24 protein-coding genes are annotated in these 24,570 nt (G+C 59.4%); 12 read left to right on the top strand and 12 right to left on the bottom strand.

What is annotated here, in order from left to right; all coding sequences use genetic code 11:
• Window positions 1-16 precede the first annotated feature (16 nt).
• The 7 genes from GOV88_RS11715 to GOV88_RS11745 form a co-directional block, all read right to left on the bottom strand.
• Complete coding sequence (locus GOV88_RS11715) at window positions 17-1,231, bottom strand: DegT/DnrJ/EryC1/StrS aminotransferase family protein (protein ID WP_171122101.1); 1,215 nt, start codon at window positions 1,229-1,231, stop codon at window positions 17-19.
• Window positions 1,232-1,335: 104 nt separating this feature from the next.
• Window positions 1,336-2,640: an FAD-binding oxidoreductase gene (locus tag GOV88_RS11720; protein ID WP_171240551.1), complete on the bottom strand. Its 1,305-nt coding sequence runs from the start codon at window positions 2,638-2,640 to the stop codon at window positions 1,336-1,338.
• A 9-nt stretch (window positions 2,641-2,649) separates the two neighbouring features.
• The gene (locus tag GOV88_RS11725; RefSeq protein WP_171240552.1) at window positions 2,650-4,008 is read right to left on the bottom strand and encodes a glutamine synthetase family protein; all 1,359 of its coding nucleotides are present in this window, start codon (window positions 4,006-4,008) and stop codon (window positions 2,650-2,652) included.
• The gene (locus tag GOV88_RS11730) at window positions 4,008-4,688 is read right to left on the bottom strand and encodes a type 1 glutamine amidotransferase (protein ID WP_171122104.1); all 681 of its coding nucleotides are present in this window, start codon (window positions 4,686-4,688) and stop codon (window positions 4,008-4,010) included. The genes GOV88_RS11725 and GOV88_RS11730 overlap by 1 nt, the downstream gene beginning before the upstream one ends.
• Before the next feature lie 59 nt (window positions 4,689-4,747).
• Window positions 4,748-6,067, bottom strand: a complete 1,320-nt coding sequence (locus GOV88_RS11735; RefSeq protein WP_171122350.1) for a glutamine synthetase family protein — start codon at window positions 6,065-6,067, stop codon at window positions 4,748-4,750.
• Between the two features lie 110 nt (window positions 6,068-6,177).
• Complete coding sequence (locus tag GOV88_RS11740) at window positions 6,178-8,364, bottom strand: xanthine dehydrogenase family protein molybdopterin-binding subunit (protein WP_171240553.1); 2,187 nt, start codon at window positions 8,362-8,364, stop codon at window positions 6,178-6,180.
• Window positions 8,365-8,367: 3 nt separating this feature from the next.
• Window positions 8,368-8,832: a (2Fe-2S)-binding protein gene (locus tag GOV88_RS11745; RefSeq protein WP_171122106.1), complete on the bottom strand. Its 465-nt coding sequence runs from the start codon at window positions 8,830-8,832 to the stop codon at window positions 8,368-8,370.
• 141 nt (window positions 8,833-8,973) lie between these two features.
• Between GOV88_RS11745 and GOV88_RS11750 the strand changes: the two genes are divergently transcribed.
• The 5 genes from GOV88_RS11750 (at window position 8,974) to GOV88_RS11770 (ending at window position 13,165) form a co-directional block, all read left to right on the top strand.
• The gene (locus GOV88_RS11750; RefSeq protein WP_171240554.1) at window positions 8,974-9,576 is read left to right on the top strand and encodes a TetR/AcrR family transcriptional regulator; all 603 of its coding nucleotides are present in this window, start codon (window positions 8,974-8,976) and stop codon (window positions 9,574-9,576) included.
• A 156-nt stretch (window positions 9,577-9,732) separates the two neighbouring features.
• On the top strand, window positions 9,733-10,767 hold the full coding sequence (gene dusA, locus GOV88_RS11755) for a tRNA dihydrouridine(20/20a) synthase DusA (protein ID WP_171240555.1): 1,035 nt from the start codon (window positions 9,733-9,735) through the stop codon (window positions 10,765-10,767).
• Between the two features lie 31 nt (window positions 10,768-10,798).
• Window positions 10,799-11,623: a sulfite exporter TauE/SafE family protein gene (locus GOV88_RS11760; RefSeq protein WP_171122109.1), complete on the top strand. Its 825-nt coding sequence runs from the start codon at window positions 10,799-10,801 to the stop codon at window positions 11,621-11,623.
• Window positions 11,620-12,402, top strand: a complete 783-nt coding sequence (locus GOV88_RS11765; protein WP_171240556.1) for a hypothetical protein — start codon at window positions 11,620-11,622, stop codon at window positions 12,400-12,402. The genes GOV88_RS11760 and GOV88_RS11765 overlap by 4 nt, the downstream gene beginning before the upstream one ends.
• A 34-nt stretch (window positions 12,403-12,436) precedes the next feature.
• Window positions 12,437-13,165, top strand: a complete 729-nt coding sequence (locus tag GOV88_RS11770; protein ID WP_171240557.1) for an STAS/SEC14 domain-containing protein — start codon at window positions 12,437-12,439, stop codon at window positions 13,163-13,165.
• Between the two features lie 254 nt (window positions 13,166-13,419).
• Here GOV88_RS11770 and GOV88_RS11775 read toward each other — a convergent pair whose 3' ends face one another.
• Genes GOV88_RS11775 through ccmI form a run of 3 tightly spaced genes read right to left on the bottom strand, consistent with a single transcriptional unit; the run spans window position 13,420 to window position 15,359 of the window.
• On the bottom strand, window positions 13,420-13,653 hold the full coding sequence (locus GOV88_RS11775; RefSeq protein ID WP_171126486.1) for a DUF1289 domain-containing protein: 234 nt from the start codon (window positions 13,651-13,653) through the stop codon (window positions 13,420-13,422).
• Between the two features lie 15 nt (window positions 13,654-13,668).
• Window positions 13,669-14,133, bottom strand: a complete 465-nt coding sequence (gene ruvX / locus GOV88_RS11780) for a Holliday junction resolvase RuvX (protein ID WP_171122113.1) — start codon at window positions 14,131-14,133, stop codon at window positions 13,669-13,671.
• Entirely contained in the window at window positions 14,130-15,359 is a 1,230-nt protein-coding gene (gene ccmI / locus GOV88_RS11785) for a c-type cytochrome biogenesis protein CcmI (RefSeq protein WP_171240558.1), read from the bottom strand. Before ccmI ends, ruvX begins: the two co-directional genes overlap by 4 nt.
• A 196-nt stretch (window positions 15,360-15,555) precedes the next feature.
• Between ccmI and GOV88_RS11790 the strand changes: the two genes are divergently transcribed.
• From GOV88_RS11790 to GOV88_RS11805, 4 genes are all read left to right on the top strand, one after another.
• On the top strand, window positions 15,556-16,800 hold the full coding sequence (locus tag GOV88_RS11790; RefSeq protein ID WP_171240559.1) for a sarcosine oxidase subunit beta family protein: 1,245 nt from the start codon (window positions 15,556-15,558) through the stop codon (window positions 16,798-16,800).
• A gap of 76 nt (window positions 16,801-16,876) precedes the next feature.
• Entirely contained in the window at window positions 16,877-17,206 is a 330-nt protein-coding gene (locus tag GOV88_RS11795; protein ID WP_171122116.1) for a sarcosine oxidase subunit delta, read from the top strand.
• A 43-nt stretch (window positions 17,207-17,249) separates the two neighbouring features.
• Entirely contained in the window at window positions 17,250-20,264 is a 3,015-nt protein-coding gene (locus tag GOV88_RS11800; RefSeq protein ID WP_171240560.1) for a sarcosine oxidase subunit alpha family protein, read from the top strand.
• On the top strand, window positions 20,257-20,823 hold the full coding sequence (locus tag GOV88_RS11805) for a sarcosine oxidase subunit gamma (RefSeq protein ID WP_171240561.1): 567 nt from the start codon (window positions 20,257-20,259) through the stop codon (window positions 20,821-20,823). Before GOV88_RS11800 ends, GOV88_RS11805 begins: the two co-directional genes overlap by 8 nt.
• Window positions 20,824-20,925: 102 nt before the next feature.
• Here GOV88_RS11805 and GOV88_RS11810 read toward each other — a convergent pair whose 3' ends face one another.
• On the bottom strand, window positions 20,926-21,693 hold the full coding sequence (locus tag GOV88_RS11810; protein WP_171240562.1) for an FkbM family methyltransferase: 768 nt from the start codon (window positions 21,691-21,693) through the stop codon (window positions 20,926-20,928).
• Between the two features lie 99 nt (window positions 21,694-21,792).
• Here GOV88_RS11810 and GOV88_RS11815 point away from each other — a divergent pair, with 99 nt between their 5' ends.
• From GOV88_RS11815 to GOV88_RS11825, 3 genes are all read left to right on the top strand, one after another.
• Window positions 21,793-22,392: a superoxide dismutase gene (locus tag GOV88_RS11815; RefSeq protein WP_171122120.1), complete on the top strand. Its 600-nt coding sequence runs from the start codon at window positions 21,793-21,795 to the stop codon at window positions 22,390-22,392.
• Window positions 22,393-22,395: 3 nt separating this feature from the next.
• On the top strand, window positions 22,396-23,277 hold the full coding sequence (locus GOV88_RS11820; RefSeq protein WP_171240563.1) for a metallophosphoesterase: 882 nt from the start codon (window positions 22,396-22,398) through the stop codon (window positions 23,275-23,277).
• 212 nt (window positions 23,278-23,489) lie between these two features.
• Window positions 23,490-23,942, top strand: a complete 453-nt coding sequence (locus GOV88_RS11825; RefSeq protein WP_171240564.1) for a host attachment family protein — start codon at window positions 23,490-23,492, stop codon at window positions 23,940-23,942.
• 35 nt (window positions 23,943-23,977) lie between these two features.
• Here the strand turns inward: GOV88_RS11825 and GOV88_RS11830 are convergent, their stop codons facing one another.
• Window positions 23,978-24,541: a TIGR00730 family Rossman fold protein gene (locus GOV88_RS11830; protein ID WP_171122123.1), complete on the bottom strand. Its 564-nt coding sequence runs from the start codon at window positions 24,539-24,541 to the stop codon at window positions 23,978-23,980.
• Window positions 24,542-24,570: the final 29 nt, after the last annotated feature.

The raw sequence follows: 24,570 nt of genomic DNA on the forward strand, positions 1-24,570 counted from the left end.
TGTGATGGGCTGTCGTTCAGGTGCCGAAGGCCATCGCTGGTGCGGTAACCTCGCCGACGGATGCCAGCAGAATATCGGCAATTACGTCCAATTCTTCGCGGGTCAGGCGCACAGGCAAGCGAACGTCGCAAGCCTTCATCAACATTGCGCGGGTTTGCGGCAATTCGACCTGCTCAGGCAGGAATTGCCAGTTCCAAAAGGCGCGGGCATTGTCTTCGCTCAGACCAAAAACTTGGACTTTGACTCCGCGCGCCTCTGATGCCGCCGCAAAAGCGCGGATGTCATCATCGCTGAGGTCGACCAAGTTGAACTGGATCGAGTCCGGGGCCCGGCGTTCGGGCGACAGCGGGGCGGGCACGTCGATATTCGGCGACGTGTTCAGGCGATCCGCGACATAGTCGTGGTTGGACAGACCGTCGCGCACGCGACGCGCCAGTTCAGGGATCTGTGGTCGGATCACGGCGGCGCTGAGGTTGCTCATCCGCAGATTATAAAGCGGTAGCTTGTTCTGCCAGCGCGCAAAGGCTTGCTCCAACTCCGGCGAGTTGTCTCCGTGCGGGCCTTTATGCTTTTTCCAGTTATGCTCATAAGCGCCCGACATGATGACGGCGCGCGCCACCAAATCCGCGTCATCGGTGATCAGAATGCCGCCTTCGCCCGCGTTGATCATCTTGTAGGACTGGAACGAGAAACAGCCGACCTTACCGATCGTGCCAATATTGCGCCCGTGCCACGTGGTGCCCAGCGAATGGGCTGCATCCTCGATTACCGGAATGTCGCGAGCGTCACACAGCGCCATGATCGCGTCCATGTCGGACGTGTGTCCGCGCATATGGCTGATGATCACAGCCTGAACATCGTCCAGTTTGGTGGCAAAGTCTGCCATATCTATGCGGTAATTGTCGGCAACTTCGCACAGTACCGGAATGCAATCTGCGTGAACGACCGAGGACGGAACAGCCGCAAAGGTAAAGCCGGGGATCAGGACACGTGCGTCGCGCGGCAGGCCCAAGGCTTTGAGCGACAGGAACAGCGCAGCCGAGCAGGACGAAACCGCCAGCGCGTATTTGGTACCTAGCAACTCGGCGAATTCAGCCTCAAGCAAAGCAACCGGCGCGTCTTGCGGCGCGGTATAGCGGAACAGGTCGCCCGACTGCATCAAGGCGTCGATGGCTTCGCGGGCGGCAACGGGGATGGGTTCGGCGTCATGAACGTTTGGAGGAAGCGTCATATTTGGTTTTCCCGAATTCTATCTTTGGGAAAGATAAAGCTAATCCTCGGTCAATCCAAGTCTTCATTCGCCCTTACGGCGAAATTTCACCAATCTGTCGTAAATCAAAGGCCCAGCCGGTCCCGCAGCGCAAACCATGTCATCGCCAGCACCAGCAGGGGGCTGCGCAGGGCGGCGCCCCCTGGGAAGGGTAGGGTCGGGATGCGGGCCATCGTGTCGAACCCTTCGGCCTGCCCTTGAATGGCCAGCGCCATCAATTGCCCTGCATGGGTCGCAGTTCCAACGCCGTGACCAGAGTAACCCGAAGCTGACAGGATATTGGGCGCAACCCGCGTCAGATAGGGCATCCGCCGCATGGTGATCGCCAGCGTACCACCCCAGGCATAGTCGATCTTCACATCGCGCAGATGCGGAAAAATCTCGACCATCGGTTTGCGCACCTTGGCGGCGATGTCGGACGGGAAGCGATAACCATAGCTCTCGCCGCCGCCAAACAGTAGCCGGTTATCGGCGCTAAGGCGGAAGTAGTTCACCACGAATTTCGTATCGGCCACAGCGACGTCGCGCGTCAGCACACGAGCGGTGTCAGTGCCCAATGGTTCAGTCGCTGCGATGAAATTGTTGATCGGCATGACCCGCGCGGCGACCTTGCCGCTCAGGCCGCCCAAGTATCCGTTGCAGGCCAGAATGACGTGACCCGCGGTGACCTTGCCCTGTGCGGCGTGAACGACGGCGGGTGCGGTTTCCTCGATCCCCGTCACCTCGGTGCTTTCATAAATCCGCACGCCCGCTTTGGCTGCGGCTTGCGCCAGACCCAAAGCATAGTTCAGCGGGTGCAGATGGGCGGCCCCCATATCCAGATAGCCTCCGCGATAGGCAGGCGAGGGGCATAGGCCATGACCCGCGCCTTCGTCCAGCAGCTCCATCTGGTCATAGCCATAGCGGTCGGACAGATGCGCCGCGTGGTCGTGCAGCTCCTGCTGTTCGCCGGTGCTGAGGCCCAGAACGGCAACGCCCGGTTTCAGGTCGCAGTCGATCTGGTGCTTGGCGATCAGGGATTTGACCAGCGCCTTCGCGTCTTCGGCCAGATCCCACAGCTTGGCGGCGTCGTCATCGCCCACCAGTCGCTCAAGATCTTCCTGATCCATCCGCTGTGCACTGCCCAATTGACCGCCATTGCGACCCGACGCGCCGAAGCCCACGCGATGCGCCTCAAGCAGGGTCACGCGGAATCCGGCTTCGGCCAGATGCAGCGCAGCGGACAAACCCGTGTATCCGCCGCCGACCACGCAGACATCCGCCTTTTCGTCGCCCGCCAGAACAGGAAAACGGTCGATCGGATTGGCCGTGGCCGCGTACCAACTGGCCGGGTATTCGGCCTTGCGGTCGTTGGAATAGAGCAGGTTCATCGCAATGCCTCAGACATTCAGCAGCAGATGCTCACGCTCCCACGGAGAGATAACCTGCAGGAATTCTTCATACTCGGCGCGTTTGACGATGCCATAGACGCGGGCAAACTCGGGGCCCAGAACCTTGTGCAAGGCGGTCGCCTCATCAAACAGGTCCAGCGCATTGCCCATGACCTGCGGGATATCGCCTTCGCCTTCGTAAGCGTCGCCATAGAACTGACGGCGTGGGCGTTCCTGTTGAACCAGTCCCAGATAGCCGCTGGCCAAAGACAGGGCGATGCCCAGATAGGGGTTGCAGTCCATCCCGGCGATGCGGTTTTCGACCCGGCGCGCTTCGGGGCCGGACAGCGGCACGCGGATGCCGGTGGTACGGTTGTCGCGCGCCCATTCCAGATTGATCGGAGCCGCATGGTCTTTCACGTAACGGCGGTATGAATTCACATAGGGCGCCATCACCGCCAGCCCCGAGGGCAGGTGGTTCTGCAACCCGGCGATGAAGTGATAAAACGCGTCCGTCTCACCCCCTTGCGGGCCGGAAAAGATGTTCTGCCCGGTTTCCATGTCGATGATCGAGTGGTGGATATGCATGGCCGAGCCCGGCTCATCCACGATCGGTTTCGCCATGAACGTGGCAAAGCAGTTATGGCGCAGCGCGGCCTCGCGGATCAGGCGTTTGAAGTAAAATACCTCATCCGCCAGCTTGACCGGGTTGCCGTGGCGCAGGTTGATTTCCAACTGCCCAGCGCCGCCTTCCTGCGTGATGCCGTCAATCTCGAACCCTTGGTGTTCGGCGAAATCATAGATGTCGTCGATCACCGGGCCAAATTCGTCCACGGCAGTCATCGAGTATGCCTGACGCGCCGCCGCCGGACGGCCCGAACGCCCCATCATTGGCTTGATGCCTTGCGCGGGGTCCACGTTGGGGGCGACCAGAAAGAACTCCATCTCGGGCGCCACGACCGGTTTCCAGCCCTTGTCGTGATACATCTGCACCACGCGTTTCAGCACGTTGCGCGGGCTGAACGGGATCGGGTTATCATCGCGGTCATAGGCGTCGTGAATCACTTGCAACGTCCAGTCGCCAGTCCACGGCGCGGCCGATGCGGTCGAGAAATCGGGTTTCAGGATCATGTCCCGCTCGATAAAGCCGTCCTCGCCCGCGGCCTCACCCCAGTCGCCGGTGATGGTCTGGTAGAAAATGCTGTCGGGCAGGTGGAAATAGGTTTGCTTGGCGAATTTCGAGGCTGGCACCGCTTTGCCCCGCGCAATACCGGGCAAATCCGAGATGATGCATTCAACCTCGTCCAAACGCTGACCTTCGATATAGGACTGTGCTGCCTGCGGTAGTTGATCTTTCCAGTCGGCCATCAGGCCCTCTCTTTCTTCAAAAACTCCGCCATGAATTTCCCGATCTTGGGGTTGTCGTCGTTGGCGGGCAGGCGGTTGGTCGCGGCCTGCATTAACTCATCTGGCACAAGACCTTTACCACGCGTGTCCATCAAACCCTTGATAAACCCGTCGCCGTATTCCGGGTGGGCCTGAACGGTCCAAATTGAATCACCATAAGCGACCATGGCGTTCTGGCAGAAGTCGTTGTTGCCGGTCACGCGAGCGCCGTCGGGCAGGGCAACCACCTGATCCTGATGCCACGCGTTCAGCGTAACGGTCTGCCCATCCAGGTCATAGTCGGTGCGTCCTACCGCCCAGCCACCTGTGAACTTTTCAACCTTGCCGCCCAAGGCTTGCGCAATGATCTGGTGGCCAAAGCAGACCCCGATCAGTGGCTGGCCCTTGTCGCGGATCGCGCGGATCAATTCTTCCAGCGGCGGTATCCACGCATGGTCCTCGTACGCGCCATGACGCGAGCCGGTGATGACCCAGCCATTGGCTGCATCGGTGCTGTCGGGGAACTGCCCGTCCACCACGTTGAAGGTTTCAAACGTAAAGCCGTTGCCACCCAGCAGGGTACGGAACATGCCGTCATATGTGCCGAATTCTGAACGCAGCTCATCGGGGGGGTGGCCGGTTACAAGGATGCCGATTTTCATGGGTCACCAAATTTGATCAAATTTATTCTAGCCGACCGCGCCGGGCCGGGCAAGAGGGGTCAGACGGCTTCGACATAACTCAGCCAGTGGTCCTCGGGCGGGCGCTCGGCAAAGCGGCGGATTTCCTGCCGTTTGGTCATCGCCAGAAAGCGGATCAGATCGGCAGGGAAGATGCGCGCGACATGTGGATCGGATTCAAAGACGGCGACGGCGGCCTCCCAATCGCTGGCCAGTTGCGGCAGGCCGTCAATGTCGTAGGCGTTGCCGGTGATCGGCGCTGGCGGCTCGGTTGCATCATCGATCCCGTTCATTGCTGCCCCCAAAACGGCGGCCAGCATCAGGTAGGGGTTGATATCGCCACCCGCGACGCGATGCTCAATTCGGCGGGCAGCGGGTGCGCCGCCGGGAATGCGCAGGGCGGCGGTGCGGTTCTCATAGGCCCAGCTTGCACCAGTGGGCGCGTGGGCGCCGGGCACAAGTCGGGTATAAGAATTGCCGTGCGGCGCAAAGATCAATGTGCTGCCGGGCATCGCCGCCAGACATCCCGCGATGGCGTGGCGCAACGTATCTGTCCCCTCGGGGCCGCCATTGTCAAAGACGTTCTGGCCGGCCTGATTGACGACCGAGAAATGCACGTGCATCCCATTGCCTGCATCGTCAGCATAGGGTTTGGACATGAACGTCGCGGTGAACCCGTGTTTGCGCGCTAGCCCGCGTGTCAACACCTTGAAAAGCAACGTATCATCAGCGCAGCGCATTGCGTCCTGATGGTTCAGGTTGATTTCGAACTGGCCAATTCCGCTTTCGGATATGGCGGTCTGGGCGGGGATGCCCATCGCGGCGCAACCATCATAGAGGTCGGTGAAAAACGCATCGAACGCGTCCATCTCGGCCATGGACAGCACCGCCTCATCCACCAGCCTACGCCCTGTCAATGGGTTCAGCGGCGGCTGCGGTTGCGCGCCGGACGAATCCAGCAGCGTGAACTCCAACTCGGTCGCCGCGATCACCGACCACCCGCGCTGGGCGTATCGGTCCAGTACCGCGGTCAGCGCGTGACGGGGATCCCCAGCAAAGGGTGTGCCGTGGTCATCATACAGACACATGGGTACCAGTGCGGTGTCTACATCCAGCCATGGCATCGGAACGGGGTCGCGCTCGGTCGGCAGCAGCACGCCATCGGCATCACCGGACTCAAAAACCAGCGGGCTACCGTCAATATCCGCACCCCACAGGTCCACGTTTAGCGCCGAAAACGGCATCCGAACCGAACCCTTTTCCAGCTTGTCGGCGTAAGAGGGAGGCACGCGTTTGCCCCGCAGTTGACCGTTAAGGTCACAGGCTGCAACGCGAAAACTGTGCAAGGCGCTCAGGTCCATCGGGGTCTCCATCACTCTGGTTTCCCGAGGTGTAGTCGACGCAAAGCGTCTTGTCACGAAATTTGATCAAATTAACCCCGCGCCGAGAGGAGAAGGCGCGGGGTTTGGCGTCAAACGAAGTTGATGCCGTTTTCGGCCATCGGATGCGAGGCCACAAGAGTACCCGTCATCGCGTGGATGGCATTGGCCAGCGCCGGTGCCGAAGGAGGCGTTCCGGGCTCACCGACACCCGTCGGTGCCTCCGCCGAGGGTACGATGTGTACGTCGATGGCAGCGATGTCGCCGATGCGCAGCGGTTCGTAATCCGGGAAGTTGGATTGATCGACTGCCCCGCTTGTCAGCGTGATCTGATCGCGCATGACATGGCCGATGCCATAACCGATGCCACCTTCCATCTGTGCCTTAACCACATCGGGGTTCACCGCAATGCCGCAATCGACGGCGCAGGTGACCTTTTCGATCTTGATGCCACTTTCCGCATCGCCCGAGATTTCAACAACCTCAGCCGCATAAGACCCAAAGGACTTATGCACCGCGATCCCTTGCGATCGGCCAGCAGGTGCGTTGCCCCAACCGGCTTTTTCAGCGGCCAGTTTCAGAACAGCCGCCTTGCGCCGCTGATCGGGGTTGGTGTCGTCGGACAGGTGGGCCAGACGGAACTCGATCGGGTCACGGCCCACAGCCTCAGCGACCAGGTCCATCATGGTCTCCATCGTATAGGCCGTATGGGTGTGCCCCACCGAGCGCCACCACAGAACAGTGGTTGCTTTGGGCGTGTCGGTCAGGCCCAGCGCCATGCCGGGGATGGCATACGGGCTATCGGCCACACCTTCGACCGAGCTGTGATCGACACCGTCATGGACCAGCGCCGCCTCGAAGGCAGTGCCCTTGATCACCGATTGCCCGGCGATCTGGTGCTGCCATCCGACGATGTTGCCGTCCGAATCCAAACCCACGCGGACCTTGTGACCGAAAGCGGGGCGGTAATATCCGCTGCGGATATCGTCTTCGCGTGTCCAGACCAGTTTAACCGGGCGCGAGCGGTCGGTGCCCACAAAGGCCAGCGCCGCTTCGACCTGATAATCCGCATCAGGTGTGGCACGGCGGCCAAATGATCCCCCGGCCAGCATGGTCTTGATGTGGATTTTCTCAGGCGGCAATTGGAAGATTTGCTGGTAGGCCATATGCGGACCGGTCGGCATCTGCGCACCGTCATGCAGGACAATGTCGCCCTCAGCGGTTTGTTCAATAGTGCAGTTCAACGGCTCCATCGGGGCGTGGGCCAGCAGCGGGAAGTAGAAGGTCTTTTCGACCACCTTATCCGCCCCGTCGATGGCCGCCGAAACCGCCGCCACGTCTGCCTTGTTCACGTTGTACGTGGGCTCAGAATCCAGTGCGGCCATGATCTCGGCCTTGATCTGATCCGAGTCGCGGGTCTCACCGCCTGACATGTCCCATTCGACCTCAAGCGCATCGCGCGCTTGAATGGCAGCCCATGTGTCTTCGGCATAGACCGCAACACCCGCTTGATTGGGCAAGATGGCGGCATTGATATAGCCTTTGACCTCTTTTGACGCGTTGTCGTCAAAGCCTTTGGCGATACCGCCCTTGGATTCGGGGCGCTTGATCATCGCGACCATCTGGTTGGGCAGATGCACATCCATCGCATACATGGCCTGACCATTGCCCTTGATGGCCGAGTCCTTACGGCGCACGGATTCGTTGCCAATCAGGCGGAATTCGGACGGATCTTTAAGGCGCGGCTCGGCAGGGGCCTCAAGCTGCGACGCCGCAGCAACGAACTCTGCAATCGGTGCGGATTTGTCACCGGCCTTTACAATGCCTTCCTCGATGGCGATGCCCGATGCGTCCACGCCCCAACTTTGGGCGGCGGCATTGATCAGCATCTCGCGCGCGGCGGCACCGGCCTGACGGTATTGCAGCCAGGAATTCGCCATCGCGGTCGATCCGCCTGTGCCCTGGAACGGACCGAACAGCAGGTTGTTATAGACGTTGGGATCAGAGGGCGCGAATTCGTATTCGATCTGATCCATGGTCAAGCCGATTTCCTCGGCGATCAGCGTCGGCAGGCCGGTGGCCGGGCCCTGACCCTTTTCAAAGTGTTTGACGATGGCGGTTACAGTGCCATCGGCGTCGATCTTTACGAACGGGTTAAACTGCGTGGTTTCGGACGAGGCTGCCGCCAGCGCGCCATCGGGGCGTGCGCCGACCAGCAGCACGGCACCGGCCGCAGCGGCGCCTTTCAGAAATCCACGGCGTGAGGTGTTGATGGTCATTGATCAGGCCTCCAGAATCTCGGACGCGCGCTGGATTCCGGCGCGGATACGTTGATAGGTGGCGCAACGGCAGGCGTTGCCGGACATGTATTCGTCGATCTCTTCGACCGACGGCTTGGAGTTCTCGGACAGCAGCCCGACTGCGGACATCACCTGACCTGACTGGCAATAGCCACACTGGACCACATCCAGCTCGACCCAGGCCTGCTGGACGGCCGCGCCGATCTTGTCGTCGCCCACGGCTTCAATCGTGGTGATCTCGGCATCTTCGACGTCTTCGATATATGTCTGGCAAGAACGCACAGGCTCGCCATTCAGATGCACGGTGCAGGCGCCGCACGACGCAACGCCGCAGCCGAATTTGGTTCCGGTCAGCTTAAGCTCATCCCGGATCACCCACAGAAGGGGCGTGCCGGGTTCGGCGTCGACCGTGTGGGTCTGGCCGTTCAATTTCAAGGTCAATGACATGAGGGGGATTCTCCATGTTGGGCTGGTTACCCGAGTCGGTAAACTGGCGGGTTTACCGTATGCGACAAATTCTACTCTGTAAACCCACCAGTTTACGTAGAGTTTGACCTCGATCTGTCAATGGGACTATAGCTATGAAATATGAATGACGTCAGCGCGCCGAATGCGGCCAAACATGCTCAGATCATCGAAGCAGCGGTTTCCGAGTTTCAGGACAAGGGATTTGCGGCGGCCAGCATGGATCGTATTTCCCTGCGGGCCGAAGTCTCTAAGCGCACGTTGTACAAGTACTTCGAAAGCAAGGAAAACCTGTTTCGCTCCATCGTGTTAGAGCTATCCAACAGGTTCGCCGGAGTGCAGGATGTTCGCTATCAGAAAGGCCGCGACATCCGAGAGCAATTGACTGAGCTGGCATGGGCCGAAGGGCGCATTCTGATGTTGCCCGAGGTCATGGCCATGTCGCGGATGGTGATCAGCGAAACCTTGCGCAACCCTGATTTGGCGGCCGCGGCACAGGGCAAGCTGGACAAGACCGCGATTTTCGCCGCCATGCTGAAAGACGCCGCAGATGACGGGCAATTGCGGATCGAGGATCCTCAGGCCGCAGGGCAGGAGTTTATCGGCCTCATCAAAGCCAAGGCGTTTTGGCCGATTATTTTTTCCGGTGACGTTCTGAACAAGGACGAGATGGAGGCCACCATCAACAGCAGCGTTGACATGATCCTTAGCCGTTACGGGGTTTGACAGTTTCGATGTCTCAACCGGCGGCCCCGCCGGAGAGTGTGCTAAGCATTTACCCGGCTGTTGTCATTCCGTGTGGCGTTTGATCCCGAAACAGTGGTAGACGGCAATCTTGGAAACGGATCGTCTTGTTCAGGTTCGTGACGAAAGTCGGGAAAGATGTCGGACGTAAAAAAGACCCAAAAGCCATCGCAAGCTGAGATTTGGCGCGCGGCGCGACTGTCGGTTGCGCCGATGATGGACTGGACCGATCGGCATTGCCGTTACCTGCATCGGATGCTCAGTTCCCAGACCTTGTTGTACACAGAGATGGTCACCGCCCCCGCGTTGGTGCGTGGTGGGGCGTTGCATTTATTGGACTACAACCCACAAGAGCATCCCGTTGCGCTGCAACTCGGTGGGTCTGACCCTCAGGAACTGGCACAGGCCGCACGTTTGGGCGCTGAGGCCGGGTATGATGAAATCAACCTGAATTGCGGCTGCCCCTCGGATCGGGTGCAGTCCGGCACGTTCGGTGCCGTGCTGATGAAAGATCCGGCTCGCGTTGCGGAATGCGTGGCCGCGATGCAAGAAGTGGTTGATGTCGAAGTTACCGTCAAGTGTCGGATCGGGGTCGACGAACAAAACCCGGAAGAGGTACTGCCCGAATTTCTGACCGCCATCCGTGATGCAGGGTGCAAACGCGTGACGATCCACGCGCGAAAGGCGTGGTTGCAGGGGCTTAGCCCTAAGGAAAACAGGGATATTCCACCGCTGGACTATGATCTCGTCCACCGAATGAAGGCGGATTTCAACGCGCTTCACATCTCGATCAACGGTGGGATTGCCACGCTGGAGCAAGCGCAGGCCCATCTGGATGCTGGGCTGGATGGGGTTATGATCGGGCGGGCGGCGTATCACCAGCCTACCGAGATTCTGGCCGGGGCAGATCATCTAATCTTTGGGTCGGGCCAAGTGGCTGATCCGGTTGATGTCGTTCAAAAAATGGTGCCCTATGTTGAACGGCACCTTGCCGAAGGTGGCCGTTTGCACCAAATCACGCGTCATATGCTGGGCCTGTTCGCCGGGCGTCCCGGCGCACGGGCTTGGCGGCGAACTTTGTCCGAAGGCGCGGTGCATGAGGGGGCTGGGTCCGAGGTTATGTTGCAGGCGCTCGAGCGCGTTGCGCCTTTGGCCGAGGCGGTGGTGAACTAGGATACGGCGATTAGGCCGGTATGGGGGAAGAATGCCCGAGACGATGTTGCTGGCCCAGATGTTGGGCCTTTTGCTTGTGATCGGGGCGCTGGCCGGTGTGCTGGCCGGATTGCTTGGCGTGGGGGGCGGCATCGTTCTGGTTCCGGCCTTTTTCTATGCTTTTCAAACGCTCGGGTATGGTGGGCCGCAGTTGATGCAATTGTGTCTGGCGACCTCGTTGGCGACGATCATCGTGACCTCGATCCGCTCGGTTCTGGCACATAACAAGAAAGGTGCCGTGGACTGGGATATCCTGCGCGGCTGGGGGCCGGGGATCGCCGTGGGTGCCGTTATTGGCGTGATGGTGGCGTCCGCGCTGCGGACCGAAGCGCTTCAGGCTTTGTTCGGTGTTCTTGGGATGGTCATTGGCGCCTATCTGGGGTTGGGTAAATCTGAGTGGCGTTTGGGCGATGCCATGCCCAAAGGTGTCCGCCGGGCCGTTCTGTCGCCCAGCGTTGGGTTTCTGTCTGTATTGATGGGGATCGGTGGGGGCAGTTTTGGCGTTCCGCTGATGAGCCTGTTCAACACGCCCATTCACCGAGCCGTGGCAACGGCAGCCGGGTTTGGTGTGATCATCGCGGTTCCGTCTGTTCTTGGGTTTCTGTTTCTTGATATCGCGCCCGAGCATCGGCCCCCGCTGACGATCGGTGCGGTCAATCTTGTGGCCTTTGCGATTGTAGTCGCTATGACGATGATCACGGCTCCTTGGGGGGTGAAACTGGCGCACGCGATGGACCCGAAACCTCTGAAACGGGTATTCGCTGTGTTCCTGACACTTGTCGCCCTGAATATGCTGCGCAAAGCACTGGGGCTGTGAGTGATTTTTGGCAATCGGGTTGGGTGAAATTCCCCTTTGATCCAGCCCTTGCGGATTGGGCGACGCATGCCCTTCTCGCTGCGCGCGGTGCGATTTCGGACCCCGCCCATGCCGAGTGGCTGGATTGTGAAGGCACGTGGTTCATCGGTGTGGATGCGCTGGAAAATGACGAAAAGGGCAGGGTCGATCAGTCCGGGGATCTGTCCGGGACTGCCATGGATTTCACCCGCGAACATTACGGCGACTTGCCACTGCACAAGGGACAGGTTTCGGTCGTTTATCCCGGCTACCCGCGCCCACGGCGCGGTGAAAGCGACGCGGCTGGTCGGTACAGGTTGAATCGCGATGCCGCCCATGTGGATGGGTTGCGTCCAACGGGCCCCGATCGTCGGCGGCGTGTGGATGAGCCACATGCCTGGATTCTTGGCATTCCCCTGACCGAGGTCAGTGATAACGCGTCGCCCATGGTTCTGTGGGAAGGCAGCCATAGAATTCTGGGGCCCGCGTTCGCCAAGGCGTTGCAAGACACGCCAAAAGAAACAATGCACGAAGTCGATATCACTGACATCTATCAGGCCGCCCGCCGCGAGGTGTTCGAGATGTGCCCCCGTATCGAACTGCCTGCCAAGCCGGGCGAGGCTTATCTGCTGCACCGTCACTGTCTGCACGGCGTGGCGCCATGGCCTGACAGTGCTTCGGCAGGCCCGGATGGACGGATGATCGCCTATTTTCGCCCCGAATTCACCGATGGTGTAGCCGCTTGGATAGAATCCCCGTAACCTCCGGCCATTGTTCAGGTTAGGAGGTTTTTCGATGATGACGATCCATACGAATTCAGATGGTGCCTCGATAGAAGTTGAATTGTCGGGCGAAGTCACCAGCAGCGATTACAATGACACGCTTATTCCAGCTATCGAAGCAGCCTTGGCCGAGCATGACACGGTTCGTCTGATGGCCGTGGTTCAGCCGGAATTCAAGGGATACGACATCGGAGCCGCCTGGTCGGACACCAAGCTGGGATTAAGCCATTGGCGCGGGTTTGACCGTATTGCGGTAGTGGCCGATCAGGGTTGGGTGCAGACGAGCGTTCGGTTTGCTGCCCCGATCATGCCGTGCCCGATGCAGGTGTTCGAGCTTTCCGAGATCGAATCTGCCAGACGTTGGATGCGCGAGTCGCTCGGCTCGATCCACGTGACCGATTTGGGCGGTCCCTGCGTGCAGATCAGTCTGTTGGGCAAGCTGGATCCAGAGGAATATCAGAAGGCCGAGGCGAACCTGGACGGTTTGCTCAGCGCCAAAGACGGTTTCCGTTTGCTGATCGACCTGCGGGAATTTGACGGGTGGCAGGGATTAACCGCGTTAGCGGCACATTTCCGTCTTGCGCGCGGGCACGTTGGTATGCTCGACCGGGCCGCTATTGTTGGCGACAAAGCCTGGCAGCATCTGGCGCAAAGAGTCGCCAGTCATATTCTGGGGGCAAGGACGCAGTTTTTCCCGTCGGAAGAGTATCAAAACGCCAAATCCTGGCTGTCGGCTGGGTAACGGGGCAACCAGTTCAAACCGCGATGCCTTTTGACGTTCAGTAAGACGTATTGTGTCCTTATTTTTGTTGATTGATGAGTCAACAACGGCCTATGTTGCTGGTGTTTTGCCGTGATACCACTGCGGGAAAACACCAAAGCTGAAGAGCGCTGCCTCGGGTTGCCACACACTCGACATACGTCGCTTGACTTTACCCCCTCGAAGTTCAGACCGACCCGCGGCAGCGCAGGCTCAGCCAGACCAAGCGGGCAGTTTCAGGATTTGTTTAATCGGGCCGAGCGACCGCCGCGGCGTTTGGCAAGTTGAGGCTTGCGGGAGGGCAGGGCCTCCATGATCTCGGCGCGTTCCGAGCTGTCCATTTTGGACCAGCGCGAGATTTCGTCGATGGTGCGGTAGCATCCGGTACAGATACGCTCGGTCGGGTGCACGACGCAGATCTGGATACAAGGGCTTTCGACCTCATTCCTTTTCCAAACCATGTTCGTCATTGGCGTATTCCGATCCTAAAGAAAGCGCAGCCTGTCCAGCGCTCCTTGCAAGATATAACCAGCAGCGACGTGATCAATAACCTGTCCGCGACGTTTTCGTGTCGTATCCGCCTCTAACAGTGCTTTTTCTGCCGCAACTGTGCTGAGGCGTTCGTCCCAGAACCCGATGGGAATATCCGTCAAACGCGCCATGTTTCGCGCAAATGCACGTGTAGATTGGCAACGCGGACCTTCCGAACCGTCCATGTTCTTGGGCAGCCCCAACAAAAGTCCACCAATTTCGCGGTCTGCGATGAGTTCCAGAAGCCGGGCTGAATCCAGCGTGAATTTCTTGCGCCGCACGGTTTCCAGCGGGCTGGCAACACCGCGCATTCGGTCGGACACCGCGACACCGATGGTCTTTTCCCCCAGATCAAGCCCCATCAGGGCGGTCATGGGGGGCAGCGATGCAGCAAAGTCTTCGAATGCGTCGTGGATCATTGCAAAATTCCGGCTCGTTGAGCAGCAGCAGAAAGAGTTTGCAGCGCGCCTTCGTTACCTGCGAAAACGGACAGAGACTCTTCATAGATGGCTACCGCGCGGTCCCGATCTCCGACTACGCCGAGGGCATTGATCAATCGCGCCCATTCTTCGGGCGCGCCGCCCTCGGTTGCCAGTCGATCCGACAATTGGTTGATCATCCCGCGGATCATCTCCTGACGTTCTTCGGCGGACAGTTCTGCCGCGGCGTCGATGTCATCCTGACTGGGGCCTGAAGGCGTTGAAGCAGAAGGGATGTCCGGAGGATTGAAGACACCTGCCCGAAACGCGAGATCATCCAGTTGCGCGCGAATGGCGTCGGCCCAAGGTGCCCCTGCTGGGGAATCCCGCAGGGTGTCCACCCATATGCGGTAAGCGATATCTGGACGCCCTAGCTGTGCCATCATTTGCCCCAAATAATACTGCGCCGGGCCGTGCCGGGGATCGCGGGACAGGGCTTGTCTCAGCGCCTCTTCCGCCTCGGGCGAGACATATCCATTTGCGGCCAGAATCATCATTTCGGCCAGGTGTGAATAGGCGTCTGCCGACGCTGTCGAACCAGACAGCTCAATGACGCGCTCCTGCGCCTTGTAGGCCGCAGAAAAGTTACCTGCATTCGACTCGTGCTGCGCCAAAAGAACATGACCCTGCAGGTCATCGGGCCGTTCCGCCACGGTGTCGCGCAATTGTTGCAACAAGGTGGCATAGCTTTCGTCCAACTGTGGCCGGGGTGCAGATGGCAAATCCGCTTCGAACTCAGATTGGCGGGGACGTTCTGCGCGCAAAACCTCGGCTCTTTCTATGCGTTGCGCCAAGGGCTGGTCTGGCAGTCCGGCGGCCCCTGTCTGTCGATACATCCACGCGCCGCCGCCAACCAGCACGGCTGCCACCACGACAATCGCAACACCCGTGGCCCAGCGGGGTGCGCCGCTTTGCGTCGTTTGTTTCTGCATCTGTGCGTCGGCTGCCAAAATGCGTCGCGAAATTTCCGTGCGGACGCGTTCGGCATCGGCCTGAGCGATTACTCCTCTGGCAAGATCGCGATCAACGCTGGCAAGCTGTTCGCGATAAACGCGCAGGTCGTATGCCGCGGCCGGCTCGCGCGTTTTTTGTCCACGCAGCATCGAGTAGCCAAGAAACAACGTGATCAGCAAAGCTGTCAGAATTATAAGGGCCCAGAAGGTCATTGTATCTCCAAGATGGCTGCTCTGACTTAGACCTCTGCACCGCCAGAAAAAAGGGACAAATGGCCGCGAACCGACTTCATGTCGCAATAATTGGGGCTATGTCGCAATAGTGCGATATTACGGCGTTGCGTGGCAGGGGACTATTGTAGTTACACGGCATATCTTTGGCCAATCACCGAACCGGATGGATTCGCTTATGAAACACTATTCAGCCTTTGCTGTGGCGCGCGAAGCGTTGCGCTATCACACCGGATGGGAACGCGCGTGGCGTTCGCCCGAGCCCAAGAAGAAATACGACGTCATTATCGTTGGCGCTGGTGGTCATGGTCTGGCTACCGCGTATTACCTGGGCAAGAACTACGGCATCCAGAATGTAGCCGTGATCGAAAAGGGCTGGCTGGGCGGTGGCAATACAGGCCGGAACACAACCATTATCCGGTCGAACTATCTGCAAGATCCTTCGGCGGCGCTGTATGAAAAGGCGCGCGGCTTGTATGAGGACCTGAGTCAGGACCTGAACTATAACGTTATGTTCAGCCCACGCGGCGTGATCATGCTGGCGCAGACTCAGCACGAAATTCGCGGTTATCAACGCACGGCGCACGCAAATGCTCTGCAAGGCGTAAAAACTGAGTGGATTGGGCCTGAGCGCGTCAAACAGTTGGTCCCGATCATCAATCTGGACGGCCCGCGTTATCCGGTTCTGGGCGGTCTGTGGCAGGAACGCGGTGGCACCGCGCGTCACGATGCGGTGGCCTGGGGCTATGCCCGCGCGTGTTCGGCCATGGGCATGGACATCATCCAGCAATGCGAAGTCACTGGCGTACGTCAGGACAACGGTCGCGTTATTGGCGTCGACACCACCAAGGGTGCGATCGACTGTGAAAAGCTGGGCATCGTGGTCGCGGGACATTCCGGTCAACTGGCTGAGATGGCCGGTTTCCGTCTGCCGATTGAGGCCGTGGCGCTGCAAGCGCTGGTGTCCGAGCCGATCAAACCCTGCATGGATGTGGTCGTGATGGCCAACACCGTTCACGGCTATATGTCGCAATCCGACAAGGGTGAGATGGTGATCGGTGGCGGCACCGACGCCTATAATAACTTCACTCAGCGCGGTTCGTTCCACCATATCGAGGAAACCGTGCGGGCGTTGGTCGAAACTTTCCCGATGATCTCGCGCCTTAAGATGCTGCGCCAGTGGGGCGGGATCGTGGACATGACCGGCGACCGCTCGCCAATCCTGTCCAAGACACCTCTGCAAGGCTGCTTCATCAACGCGGGCTGGGGCACCGGCGGCTTCAAGGCCATTCCGGGCTCGGGCTGGGGTATGGCTCAGCTGATGGCCACGGGCCATTCGCCGCTGACCGAAGCCTTCACGCTGGATCGTTTCAAAGAGGGCCGCTTTATCGACGAAAGCGTTGCCGCAGGGGTGGCGCACTAAGGGCATTGTCCGAGGTGACCACAACACAGAATACAGGTCGGCCCATGTGCCGACCGACCGACAAAAGGATGAACACATGCTGATCCTGAATTGCCCCTATTGCGGCGTCGATGCCGAAGAAACCGAACTGGCGGCTGGTGGCGAAGCGCACCTAAAGCGCTTTGGCCCCGGCTCGTCGGATGATGATTTCCACGACTACCTGTTCATGCGTGAAAACCCCAAGGGCGTTCATTTGGAACGCTGGCGCCATGCAAATGGCTGCGGCAAATGGTTCCACGCGGCGCGCTGCACAAACACGCTTGAGGTGTTCGGCACATATTCGGCGCAGGTGTCTGAACCGCCGCAAGAGATCAAGGATGCCATCACCGCCAAGCGTCCCGGCTGGACCTGGAGAGAGTTCGAATGATCCGCCCAGCCAACAATAACTCCGCCTGCGAAAGGTCCGCAACATGAGCACCCGTCTCGCAAATCAAGGCCGGCTGATCGACCGGTCGAAACAGGTTACATTCACCTTCAACGGCACCTCGATGCAGGGCTATGAAGGCGATACTCTTGCCTCGGCCCTGCTGGCAAATGATCAGATGATGATGGGCCGGTCGTTCAAATATCACCGTCCGCGCGGCGTTGTTGCCAGCGGTGCCGAGGAACCGAACGCTCTGGTCGGTTTGGGGCAGGGTAATCGGTTCGAGCCGAACCAGCGCGCCACCACGACCGAGCTGTTCAACGGTCTGACATCCGTGTCGCAGAACCACTGGCCGAACCTCGAGTTCGACATCGGGTCGATCAACACCTACCTTTCGCGCTTTTTGCCTGCCGGGTTTTATTACAAGACGTTCATCCACCCCAAGCCCTTCTGGAAGCACGTCTACGAGCCGTTCATCCGTCAGTCTGCCGGATTGGGCAAAGCGCCCGACAAGGACAGCCGCGATGCGGACACCTATGAGCATTTCTATCACTTCACCGATGTTCTAGTGATCGGCGGTGGTGTGGCCGGTCTGCAGGCGGCCAAAGCCGCGGCTCAATCCGGAGCCAAGGTCTTGCTGATTGAACAGACCGCCCATTGGGGTGGCCGCGCTCCGGTTGATGGCGGCACCATTGATGGCGCGCCTGTGGATAAGTTCGTGGAACAATTGGTTACTGAACTAGAAACAATGGACAACGTCATCCTGCGCAACCGCTGCATGGGTGCGGGTGTCTACGACCATGGGTATGCGCTGGGCTATGAGCGTCTGACGGACCACAAGCCGGGCACCCAAGGTCCGCGCCACCGCCTGTGGCGCGTCCGCGCGAAACAGATCGTGACAGCCACCGGCGCGATCGAGCGTCCGCTGTCCTTCGCGGGCAACGACGTGCCGGGTGTCATGTTGGCCTCGGCCATGCGCGACTATGTTGTGAACTGGGGCGTGACCCCGGGTGAGCGTGTGATTGTCGCCACCAATAATGATGACGCTTATCGCACAGCCATCGCCTTGAAGAAGGCCGGTGTAGACGTGCTGCGCGTGGTCGATGCGCGCGACACGGCTGGTCCGCTGGCGGATGAGGCGCGCGAACTGGGTATCCGTGTCGACCCCGGCAAAGCGATTGCCAAGGTCAAGGGCGGCAAGCGTGTCAAGAAAGTTGCCATCTGTAATCAGGAAGGCATCGGCGGCGCGCGCGAAGAGGTTGAATGCGACGCGGTCGCCATGTCGGGCGGCTGGTCTCCGGTCGTGCACATGTGGTCGCATTGCGGCGGCAAGCTGTTCTGGGATGATGCTAACGCGCATTTCCGCCCCGATCCGTCGCGCCCCCCGCTAGGGGCCGATGGGGAAGGGTTCGTGCTGGCGGCGGGGTCGTCCAACGGCCCGCTGGCGCTGGGCGACGTTCTGACCGACGCAGATGCGGCGGGCAAGGCAGCAGCCAAGGCGGCTGGTTTCACAGCGAAACGCACCAAGGCACCGGTGGGTGAGACTACGGCCGAAGCTCCGATGGCCGCCGTCTGGCTGATGCCTGCCAACGCCGAGATCGGGCTGCGGATGAAGTCGTGGCTGGATTTCCAGAACGACGTCAAAGTATCCGACGTTCAACTGGCGGCGCGCGAAGGTTACGAAAGCGTTGAACACACCAAGCGTTATACCACACTGGGCATGGCGACCGACCAAGGTAAGTTGAGCAACATCAACGGCTTGGCGATCCTTGCTGATGCGCTGGATTCGGAAATTCCGAAGGTCGGCACCACCACGTTCCGCCCACCCTATACGCCTATCTCTCTGGCGTCGATCGGTGGCGAGGCACGCGGTGAGGTATTCCAGCCGATCCGCCAAACCCCGATGCACAACTGGCACGACAAAAACGGTGCCGATTGGGAGCCGGTCGGCCATTGGCGCCGGACCTATGTCTATGTCCGTCCCGGTGAATCTGTGCATGACGCCGTGAACCGCGAGGTGAAGAACACCCGTGAAAACCTCGGCCTGCTGGATGCTTCGACTCTGGGCAAGCTGATCGTCAAAGGTCCTGACGCGGGCAAGTTCCTGGACATGATGTACACCAACATGATGTCTACGCTGAAGGTCGGCAAATGCCGCTATGGCCTGATGTGTTCCGAGAACGGCTTCTTGATCGACGACGGTGTTGTCGCGCGTATCGACGAGGACACGTGGCTGTGCCACACCACCACCGGCGGGGCCGAGCGTATCCATGGCCACATGGAAGAATGGCTGCAGACCGAATGGTGGGACTGGAAAGTCTATGTCGCCAACGTGACCGAGCAATACGCTCAGGTCGCCGTGGTTGGCCCCAATGCCCGCAAGGTGTTGGAAAAGCTGGGCGGCATGGACCTCAGCAAAGAGGCGCTGCCGTTCATGGAGTGGCGTGACGGGAAGATCGGCGAATTCGATTGCCGTGCCTATCGCATCTCGTTCTCGGGCGAGCTGTCCTATGAGATCGCAGTTCCTGCGAGCCAAGGGCAGGCGTTCTGGGATGCGTTGATGCAAGCAGGCAAAGAGTTCGGTGTGATGCCTTATGGCACCGAATGTCTGCACATCCTTCGCGCCGAGAAGGGCTTTATCATGATCGGGGACGAAACTGACGGCACCGTTATTCCACAAGATTTGGGGCTGCACTGGGCGCTGTCTAAAAAGAAAGAGGACTATCTGGGAAAACGTGCCCATTCGCGGACCCATATGGCCGATCCCGAGCGTTGGAAACTGGTGGGGCTTGAGACTGTGGATGGTTCTGTCATTCCCGACGGTGCTTACGCAGTGGGCGAAGGCGTCAATGCCAACGGTCAACGCAACATGATCGGACGCGTGACCTCGACCTATTACTCGGCCAATCTGGACCGAGGAATTGCGATGGGACTGATCAAGTTCGGCCCGGACCGGATGGGCGAGATTGTCGAGTTTCCGGGAACCGACGGCAAAATCTATAAAGCCAAGATCGTCGATCCGATCTTCTTCGACAAAGACGGGGAGAAGCAGAATGTCTGAACCCATCAGCGCATTGAACCACGCCAGCTATGACGGCATCGCCAAGGTCGCGGAATGCGGCCTCCAGGGGATGATAACGCTGCGCGGCGATCTGTCCGATAAGGTGCTGGTCAAGGCCGTCAAGGACGCCACTGGACAGAAAGTACCCGGCCAGCGCGAGGCGTTCGTCGACGGGGACACTGGCGTTTGCTGGATGTCGCCGGATGAGTTGCTGGTGCTGGTGCCTTATGCCCAGGTGAACACAAAACTGGCTGCGATGACCAATGCACTGGGCAGCAAGCATTCGCTGGCGGTGAATGTCTCGGATGCGCGGGCGGTGTTCAGCATTTCGGGCGCAAATGCGCGCGAAGTGTTGGGTAAACTGGCCCCGGTTGAGTTGTCAGCCGAGGCCTTCCAACCCGGTCAGATCCGCCGTTCACGTCTTGCGCAGGTGGCAGGGGCGTTCTGGATGGACGACGCCGAAACCTTCCGCGTGGTTTGTTTTCGCTCGGCCGCAGATTACGTTTTCAAGCTGCTGAAAGTTGCCGCCCAACCGGGCAGTGAGGTGGGCGTTTACTGAACCTGGTTTCGGTCTTGAGAGCTGGGTGAGGGGGCTTTGCCCCCTCGGCCTTGCGGCCTCACCCCCAGGATATTTTTAGCCAGATGAAGAGCGGATCTCTGGTCAGGGTGTTGTGCTGAACAGGAAAGTGGGGAACTGGTTCAGGGCGCGGTTTCCGGTGAGGATCGACGCCCCGGCTTCGCCGGTGAACGGATCCTGACACTGGTCATAGAAGGCCAATGTGTCGGCCAGTTGTTTCATCGCGGGTGCGCGGTTTTCCGCGTCGAGATAGGGCGCGTGGGTCGACAGCAGCAGGGCGGGGTTCGTGGCCTGTAACCACGGGGTTAAAGACGGCAGGACCGGGTATTCGGCACCTTCGATATCCATTTTTACCAAAGCAACGTCCGACAGATCGACGGCGGTTGCGAATTGATCCCAGCCGATCGTCATTGCATCTGTTCCGTGGCCGCCGTCATGCAGTAGGGACGATGTTGAATCGCCAGCCTCGCCATGGGCGGACGCCATGCGCGTCACGCCGAACCCATCCGACAGGGCGATGCTGAAAGCCGAGACGTTTCGGATGTCGTTCAGATGCAGGTTCCAGACCAGATGACGGTAGGCGACGGGGTCGGGTTCAAAACACCAGACATGCCGGGCGCGGCGTGCGGCATAGAGGACAGTGGGACCAATCCATGCGCCGATATCCAGATAGTCGCGGTTGGGCGACAGGTATTTGTCCAGTACCTCAAAGGTCTCGGGCTCCCAATTGCCTTGGGACGCCTTGCGCCAGAATTTCGAATGGTAGGGGTCCAGACGGAACCGCTCGCCGTTCAGATTGCCCGCATAGTACCCGCGGGCGCGGTAAAACATCTTGCGCGCCTGCGTCAGCATCGCGGACCTCCGGGTTTTCTTGTCTCTGCCCTTGACCTATCGGCGTAGCCAAAGCATTTAACCTTGGGAACCGCAACTTACATTTAACAGGGGGCCGACATGGCTTTTGAACTTCCTGATCTTCCTTATGCACATGACGCGCTGGCAGCCAAGGGTATGTCCGCGGAAACATTGGAATATCACCACGACCTGCACCACAAGGCCTATGTCGACAACGGCAACAAGCTGATCGCAGGGACCGAGTGGGACGGCAAGACGCTGGAAGAGATCATCGTTGGCACCTATGACGCGAACGCTGTCGCCCAGAACGGCATCTTCAACAACATCAGCCAATTGTGGAACCACAACCAGTTCTGGGAGATGATGGGCCCCGGCAGCAACGCAATGCCCGGCGAGCTGGAGAAGGCTCTGACCGAAAGCTTCGGCTCGGTTGACGAATTCAAGTCGCAATTCAGCGCCGCTGGTGCCGGTCAGTTCGGCTCGGGCTGGGCATGGCTGGTCAAGAACGCGGACGGCTCGCTGGCTGTCACCAAGACCGAAAACGGTGTGAACCCGCTGTGCTTTGGTCAGACCGCGCTGCTGGGTTGCGACGTGTGGGAGCACAGCTACTACATCGACTTCCGCAACAAGCGTCCGGCTTACCTGTCGAACTTCCTCGACAATCTGGTGAATTGGGAAAACGTCGCTTCGCGGATGTGATCCTTGACCCGTCGAGGGTTTATCAAGGGCCTGCTGGCGGTGACGCTGGCAGGTCTTTTTGTTGCGGCCTATGGGTTTTTCATCGAACCCGCGCTTCGGTTGCGTGTAAAGCGCTGGCGGGTTCGGCGTGATGACTGGGCTGCGCCTCCGCTTCGGATTGCGGTTTTGGCGGATTTACACGTCGGGGAACCCCATGTCGGGCTGAAACGCATCGAACAGGTTGTTAAGCGCACGAATGCGCTGGCACCGGATCTGATTCTGCTGTTGGGCGATTATACGGCCGGGCACAGGATGGTTTCCCAACCGGTTCCGATTGCCGATCTGGCACCTGTGCTGGCCGGGCTTGAGGCAAAACACGGCGTCTTTGCCGTTTTGGGCAACCACGATTGGTGGGATGATCTGGCTGCGCAACGGCGTGGGGGTGGGCCGAATATCTATGCTGAGGCCTTGCGCGAGAATGGCATCCGGGTTCTGTCGAATGACGCGGTGAAACTGGACGGCGCAGGGTGCTGGCTAGCCGGGGTTGAGGATCAGCTCGCCATTGTTACAGGGCGGGGGCGATATCGGGGGTTGGATAATCTACCCGCGACATTGACCCAAGTCACCGATGAAGCTCCGGTCGTATTGATGGCCCATGAGCCTGACATTTTCCCGAACGTCCCGGACAGGGTCGCGCTGACAGTGTCGGGCCACACACATGGCGGGCAAGTGCGCCTGTTCGGGTGGTCACCCATGGTACCGTCGCGGTTTGGCAACCGTTTTGCCTATGGTCATGTTCGCGAAGGTCAGCGCGATTTGGTTGTGTCCGGAGGCATTGGATGTTCGATCCTGCCAGTCCGTTTTGGCGTGACCCCTGAAATGACGGTCGTAGACCTGTCCGCCTGACCGATGGGTGGAATCCTGCCGCTCGGTTCGCTTTTGACTGCGAACGGGATTGTATGGACGGCAACAGTGCTTACGTAAGGTGAGCGGAGGGAGAGAGCCGCCAATCAAATGGATAACAGACTGGAAACGCGCAAAAAACCTTGGGCGCGTCACTGTAGAACTGTGTCTGACGGATGAGGGATGGTCACATAAAACCATAGCAGGAGATCACAATGGTCGCACTTTCACAGGGAACTTGGGTTGTCATTGCCGACGGGGAAAAGGCGCTGTTCATGGAGAATATCACCGACGCCGGCGACCCCAATCTGGTCGTTGTTTCGGTTGAGGAAAACGATGCGCCTGTGGCCCGTCCCACTGATCGGGCAGGGCGCCGCCCTGACACCGGACCGAACCAAAAATCGGCAGTCGAGGAGGCCAAGTGGAAAACCCATGCAAAATCCCTGTTTGTGCAGGATGTGGCCAACCTGCTGAACCGCAAGGGGCTGAAGGGCGCGTATAAGCGTTTGGTTCTGGTTGCGAGCCCGCACGTGCTGGGCCTGCTGCGTCGACGTCTTCACAGCGAAGTTCTGAGCAAGGTCGTCGCCGAAGTCGACAAGACCCTTACCAATCATCCACTTCACAAAGTCGAACAGGTCTTGACCAACCGTCTGAAATCGGCGGTTTAAGACCCAATCCCATAGCGGGCGGTGACGCCGCCCGTTTACGCACCGGGTTCGGACAGGAGTGGCCGCAAGGCAGACATCGCCGCGTGTGGGCTATCGACCCATGTGATGAAATCGGCCAGAGAGCTGTCTGCGAAACCCTGACCGATGACCTGCTGTACCAAGTCGTGCAAGGCGTTCCAGTATCCATCCACGTTCATGACCAGAATGGGCTTGTCATGCAGGCCCAACTGCCGCCATGTCAGCGCCTCGAACAGTTCGTCCAGCGAGCCCGGACCACCGGGTAGAACCACGACGGCGTCCGCGTTCATGATCATGACTTTCTTGCGTTCGTGCATCGTTTCGGTGACCACGAAACGCGTCAGGTCGGTTTTGCCAACTTCGCGCTGTAGCAGGTGAACGGGGATGACGCCGAACGTATCCCCTCCGGCGGCTTGTGCGGCACGCGCAACCTCGCCCATCAAACCTACATCCCCGGCACCGTACACCAGCCTCCAGCCTTCATTCGCAAGAAGCTGGCCGAATGTGCGGGCGGCGTCGGAATAGGCTGAGTTCACACCATTGCGTGACCCGCAATACACACAGACGGATTTCTGGGACATAAGAGGGCTTCTCCGGGGTTGTATCTGGG

This window comes from Ruegeria sp. HKCCA5491 (assembly GCF_013034565.1).
Lineage (GTDB): Bacteria > Pseudomonadota > Alphaproteobacteria > Rhodobacterales > Rhodobacteraceae > Ruegeria.

What these genes read in the sequence shown, in the direction of transcription:
- GOV88_RS11715 (WP_171122101.1), bottom strand. Translation starts at nt 1,231, where the DNA reads ATGACGCTTCCTCCAAACGTTCATGACGCCGAACCCATCCCCGTTGCC.
- GOV88_RS11720 (WP_171240551.1), bottom strand. Translation starts at nt 2,640, where the DNA reads ATGAACCTGCTCTATTCCAACGACCGCAAGGCCGAATACCCGGCCAGT.
- GOV88_RS11725 (WP_171240552.1), bottom strand. Translation starts at nt 4,008, where the DNA reads ATGGCCGACTGGAAAGATCAACTACCGCAGGCAGCACAGTCCTATATC.
- GOV88_RS11730 (WP_171122104.1), bottom strand. Translation starts at nt 4,688, where the DNA reads ATGAAAATCGGCATCCTTGTAACCGGCCACCCCCCCGATGAGCTGCGT.
- GOV88_RS11735 (WP_171122350.1), bottom strand. Translation starts at nt 6,067, where the DNA reads ATGGACCTGAGCGCCTTGCACAGTTTTCGCGTTGCAGCCTGTGACCTT.
- GOV88_RS11740 (WP_171240553.1), bottom strand. Translation starts at nt 8,364, where the DNA reads ATGACCATCAACACCTCACGCCGTGGATTTCTGAAAGGCGCCGCTGCG.
- GOV88_RS11745 (WP_171122106.1), bottom strand. Translation starts at nt 8,832, where the DNA reads ATGTCATTGACCTTGAAATTGAACGGCCAGACCCACACGGTCGACGCC.
- GOV88_RS11750 (WP_171240554.1), top strand. Translation starts at nt 8,974, where the DNA reads ATGAATGACGTCAGCGCGCCGAATGCGGCCAAACATGCTCAGATCATC.
- dusA (WP_171240555.1), top strand. Translation starts at nt 9,733, where the DNA reads ATGTCGGACGTAAAAAAGACCCAAAAGCCATCGCAAGCTGAGATTTGG.
- GOV88_RS11760 (WP_171122109.1), top strand. Translation starts at nt 10,799, where the DNA reads ATGCCCGAGACGATGTTGCTGGCCCAGATGTTGGGCCTTTTGCTTGTG.
- GOV88_RS11770 (WP_171240557.1), top strand. Translation starts at nt 12,437, where the DNA reads ATGATGACGATCCATACGAATTCAGATGGTGCCTCGATAGAAGTTGAA.
- GOV88_RS11775 (WP_171126486.1), bottom strand. Translation starts at nt 13,653, where the DNA reads ATGACGAACATGGTTTGGAAAAGGAATGAGGTCGAAAGCCCTTGTATC.
- ruvX (WP_171122113.1), bottom strand. Translation starts at nt 14,133, where the DNA reads ATGATCCACGACGCATTCGAAGACTTTGCTGCATCGCTGCCCCCCATG.
- ccmI (WP_171240558.1), bottom strand. Translation starts at nt 15,359, where the DNA reads ATGACCTTCTGGGCCCTTATAATTCTGACAGCTTTGCTGATCACGTTG.
- GOV88_RS11790 (WP_171240559.1), top strand. Translation starts at nt 15,556, where the DNA reads ATGAAACACTATTCAGCCTTTGCTGTGGCGCGCGAAGCGTTGCGCTAT.
- GOV88_RS11795 (WP_171122116.1), top strand. Translation starts at nt 16,877, where the DNA reads ATGCTGATCCTGAATTGCCCCTATTGCGGCGTCGATGCCGAAGAAACC.
- GOV88_RS11800 (WP_171240560.1), top strand. Translation starts at nt 17,250, where the DNA reads ATGAGCACCCGTCTCGCAAATCAAGGCCGGCTGATCGACCGGTCGAAA.
- GOV88_RS11805 (WP_171240561.1), top strand. Translation starts at nt 20,257, where the DNA reads ATGTCTGAACCCATCAGCGCATTGAACCACGCCAGCTATGACGGCATC.
- GOV88_RS11810 (WP_171240562.1), bottom strand. Translation starts at nt 21,693, where the DNA reads ATGCTGACGCAGGCGCGCAAGATGTTTTACCGCGCCCGCGGGTACTAT.
- GOV88_RS11815 (WP_171122120.1), top strand. Translation starts at nt 21,793, where the DNA reads ATGGCTTTTGAACTTCCTGATCTTCCTTATGCACATGACGCGCTGGCA.
- GOV88_RS11825 (WP_171240564.1), top strand. Translation starts at nt 23,490, where the DNA reads ATGGTCGCACTTTCACAGGGAACTTGGGTTGTCATTGCCGACGGGGAA.
- GOV88_RS11830 (WP_171122123.1), bottom strand. Translation starts at nt 24,541, where the DNA reads ATGTCCCAGAAATCCGTCTGTGTGTATTGCGGGTCACGCAATGGTGTG.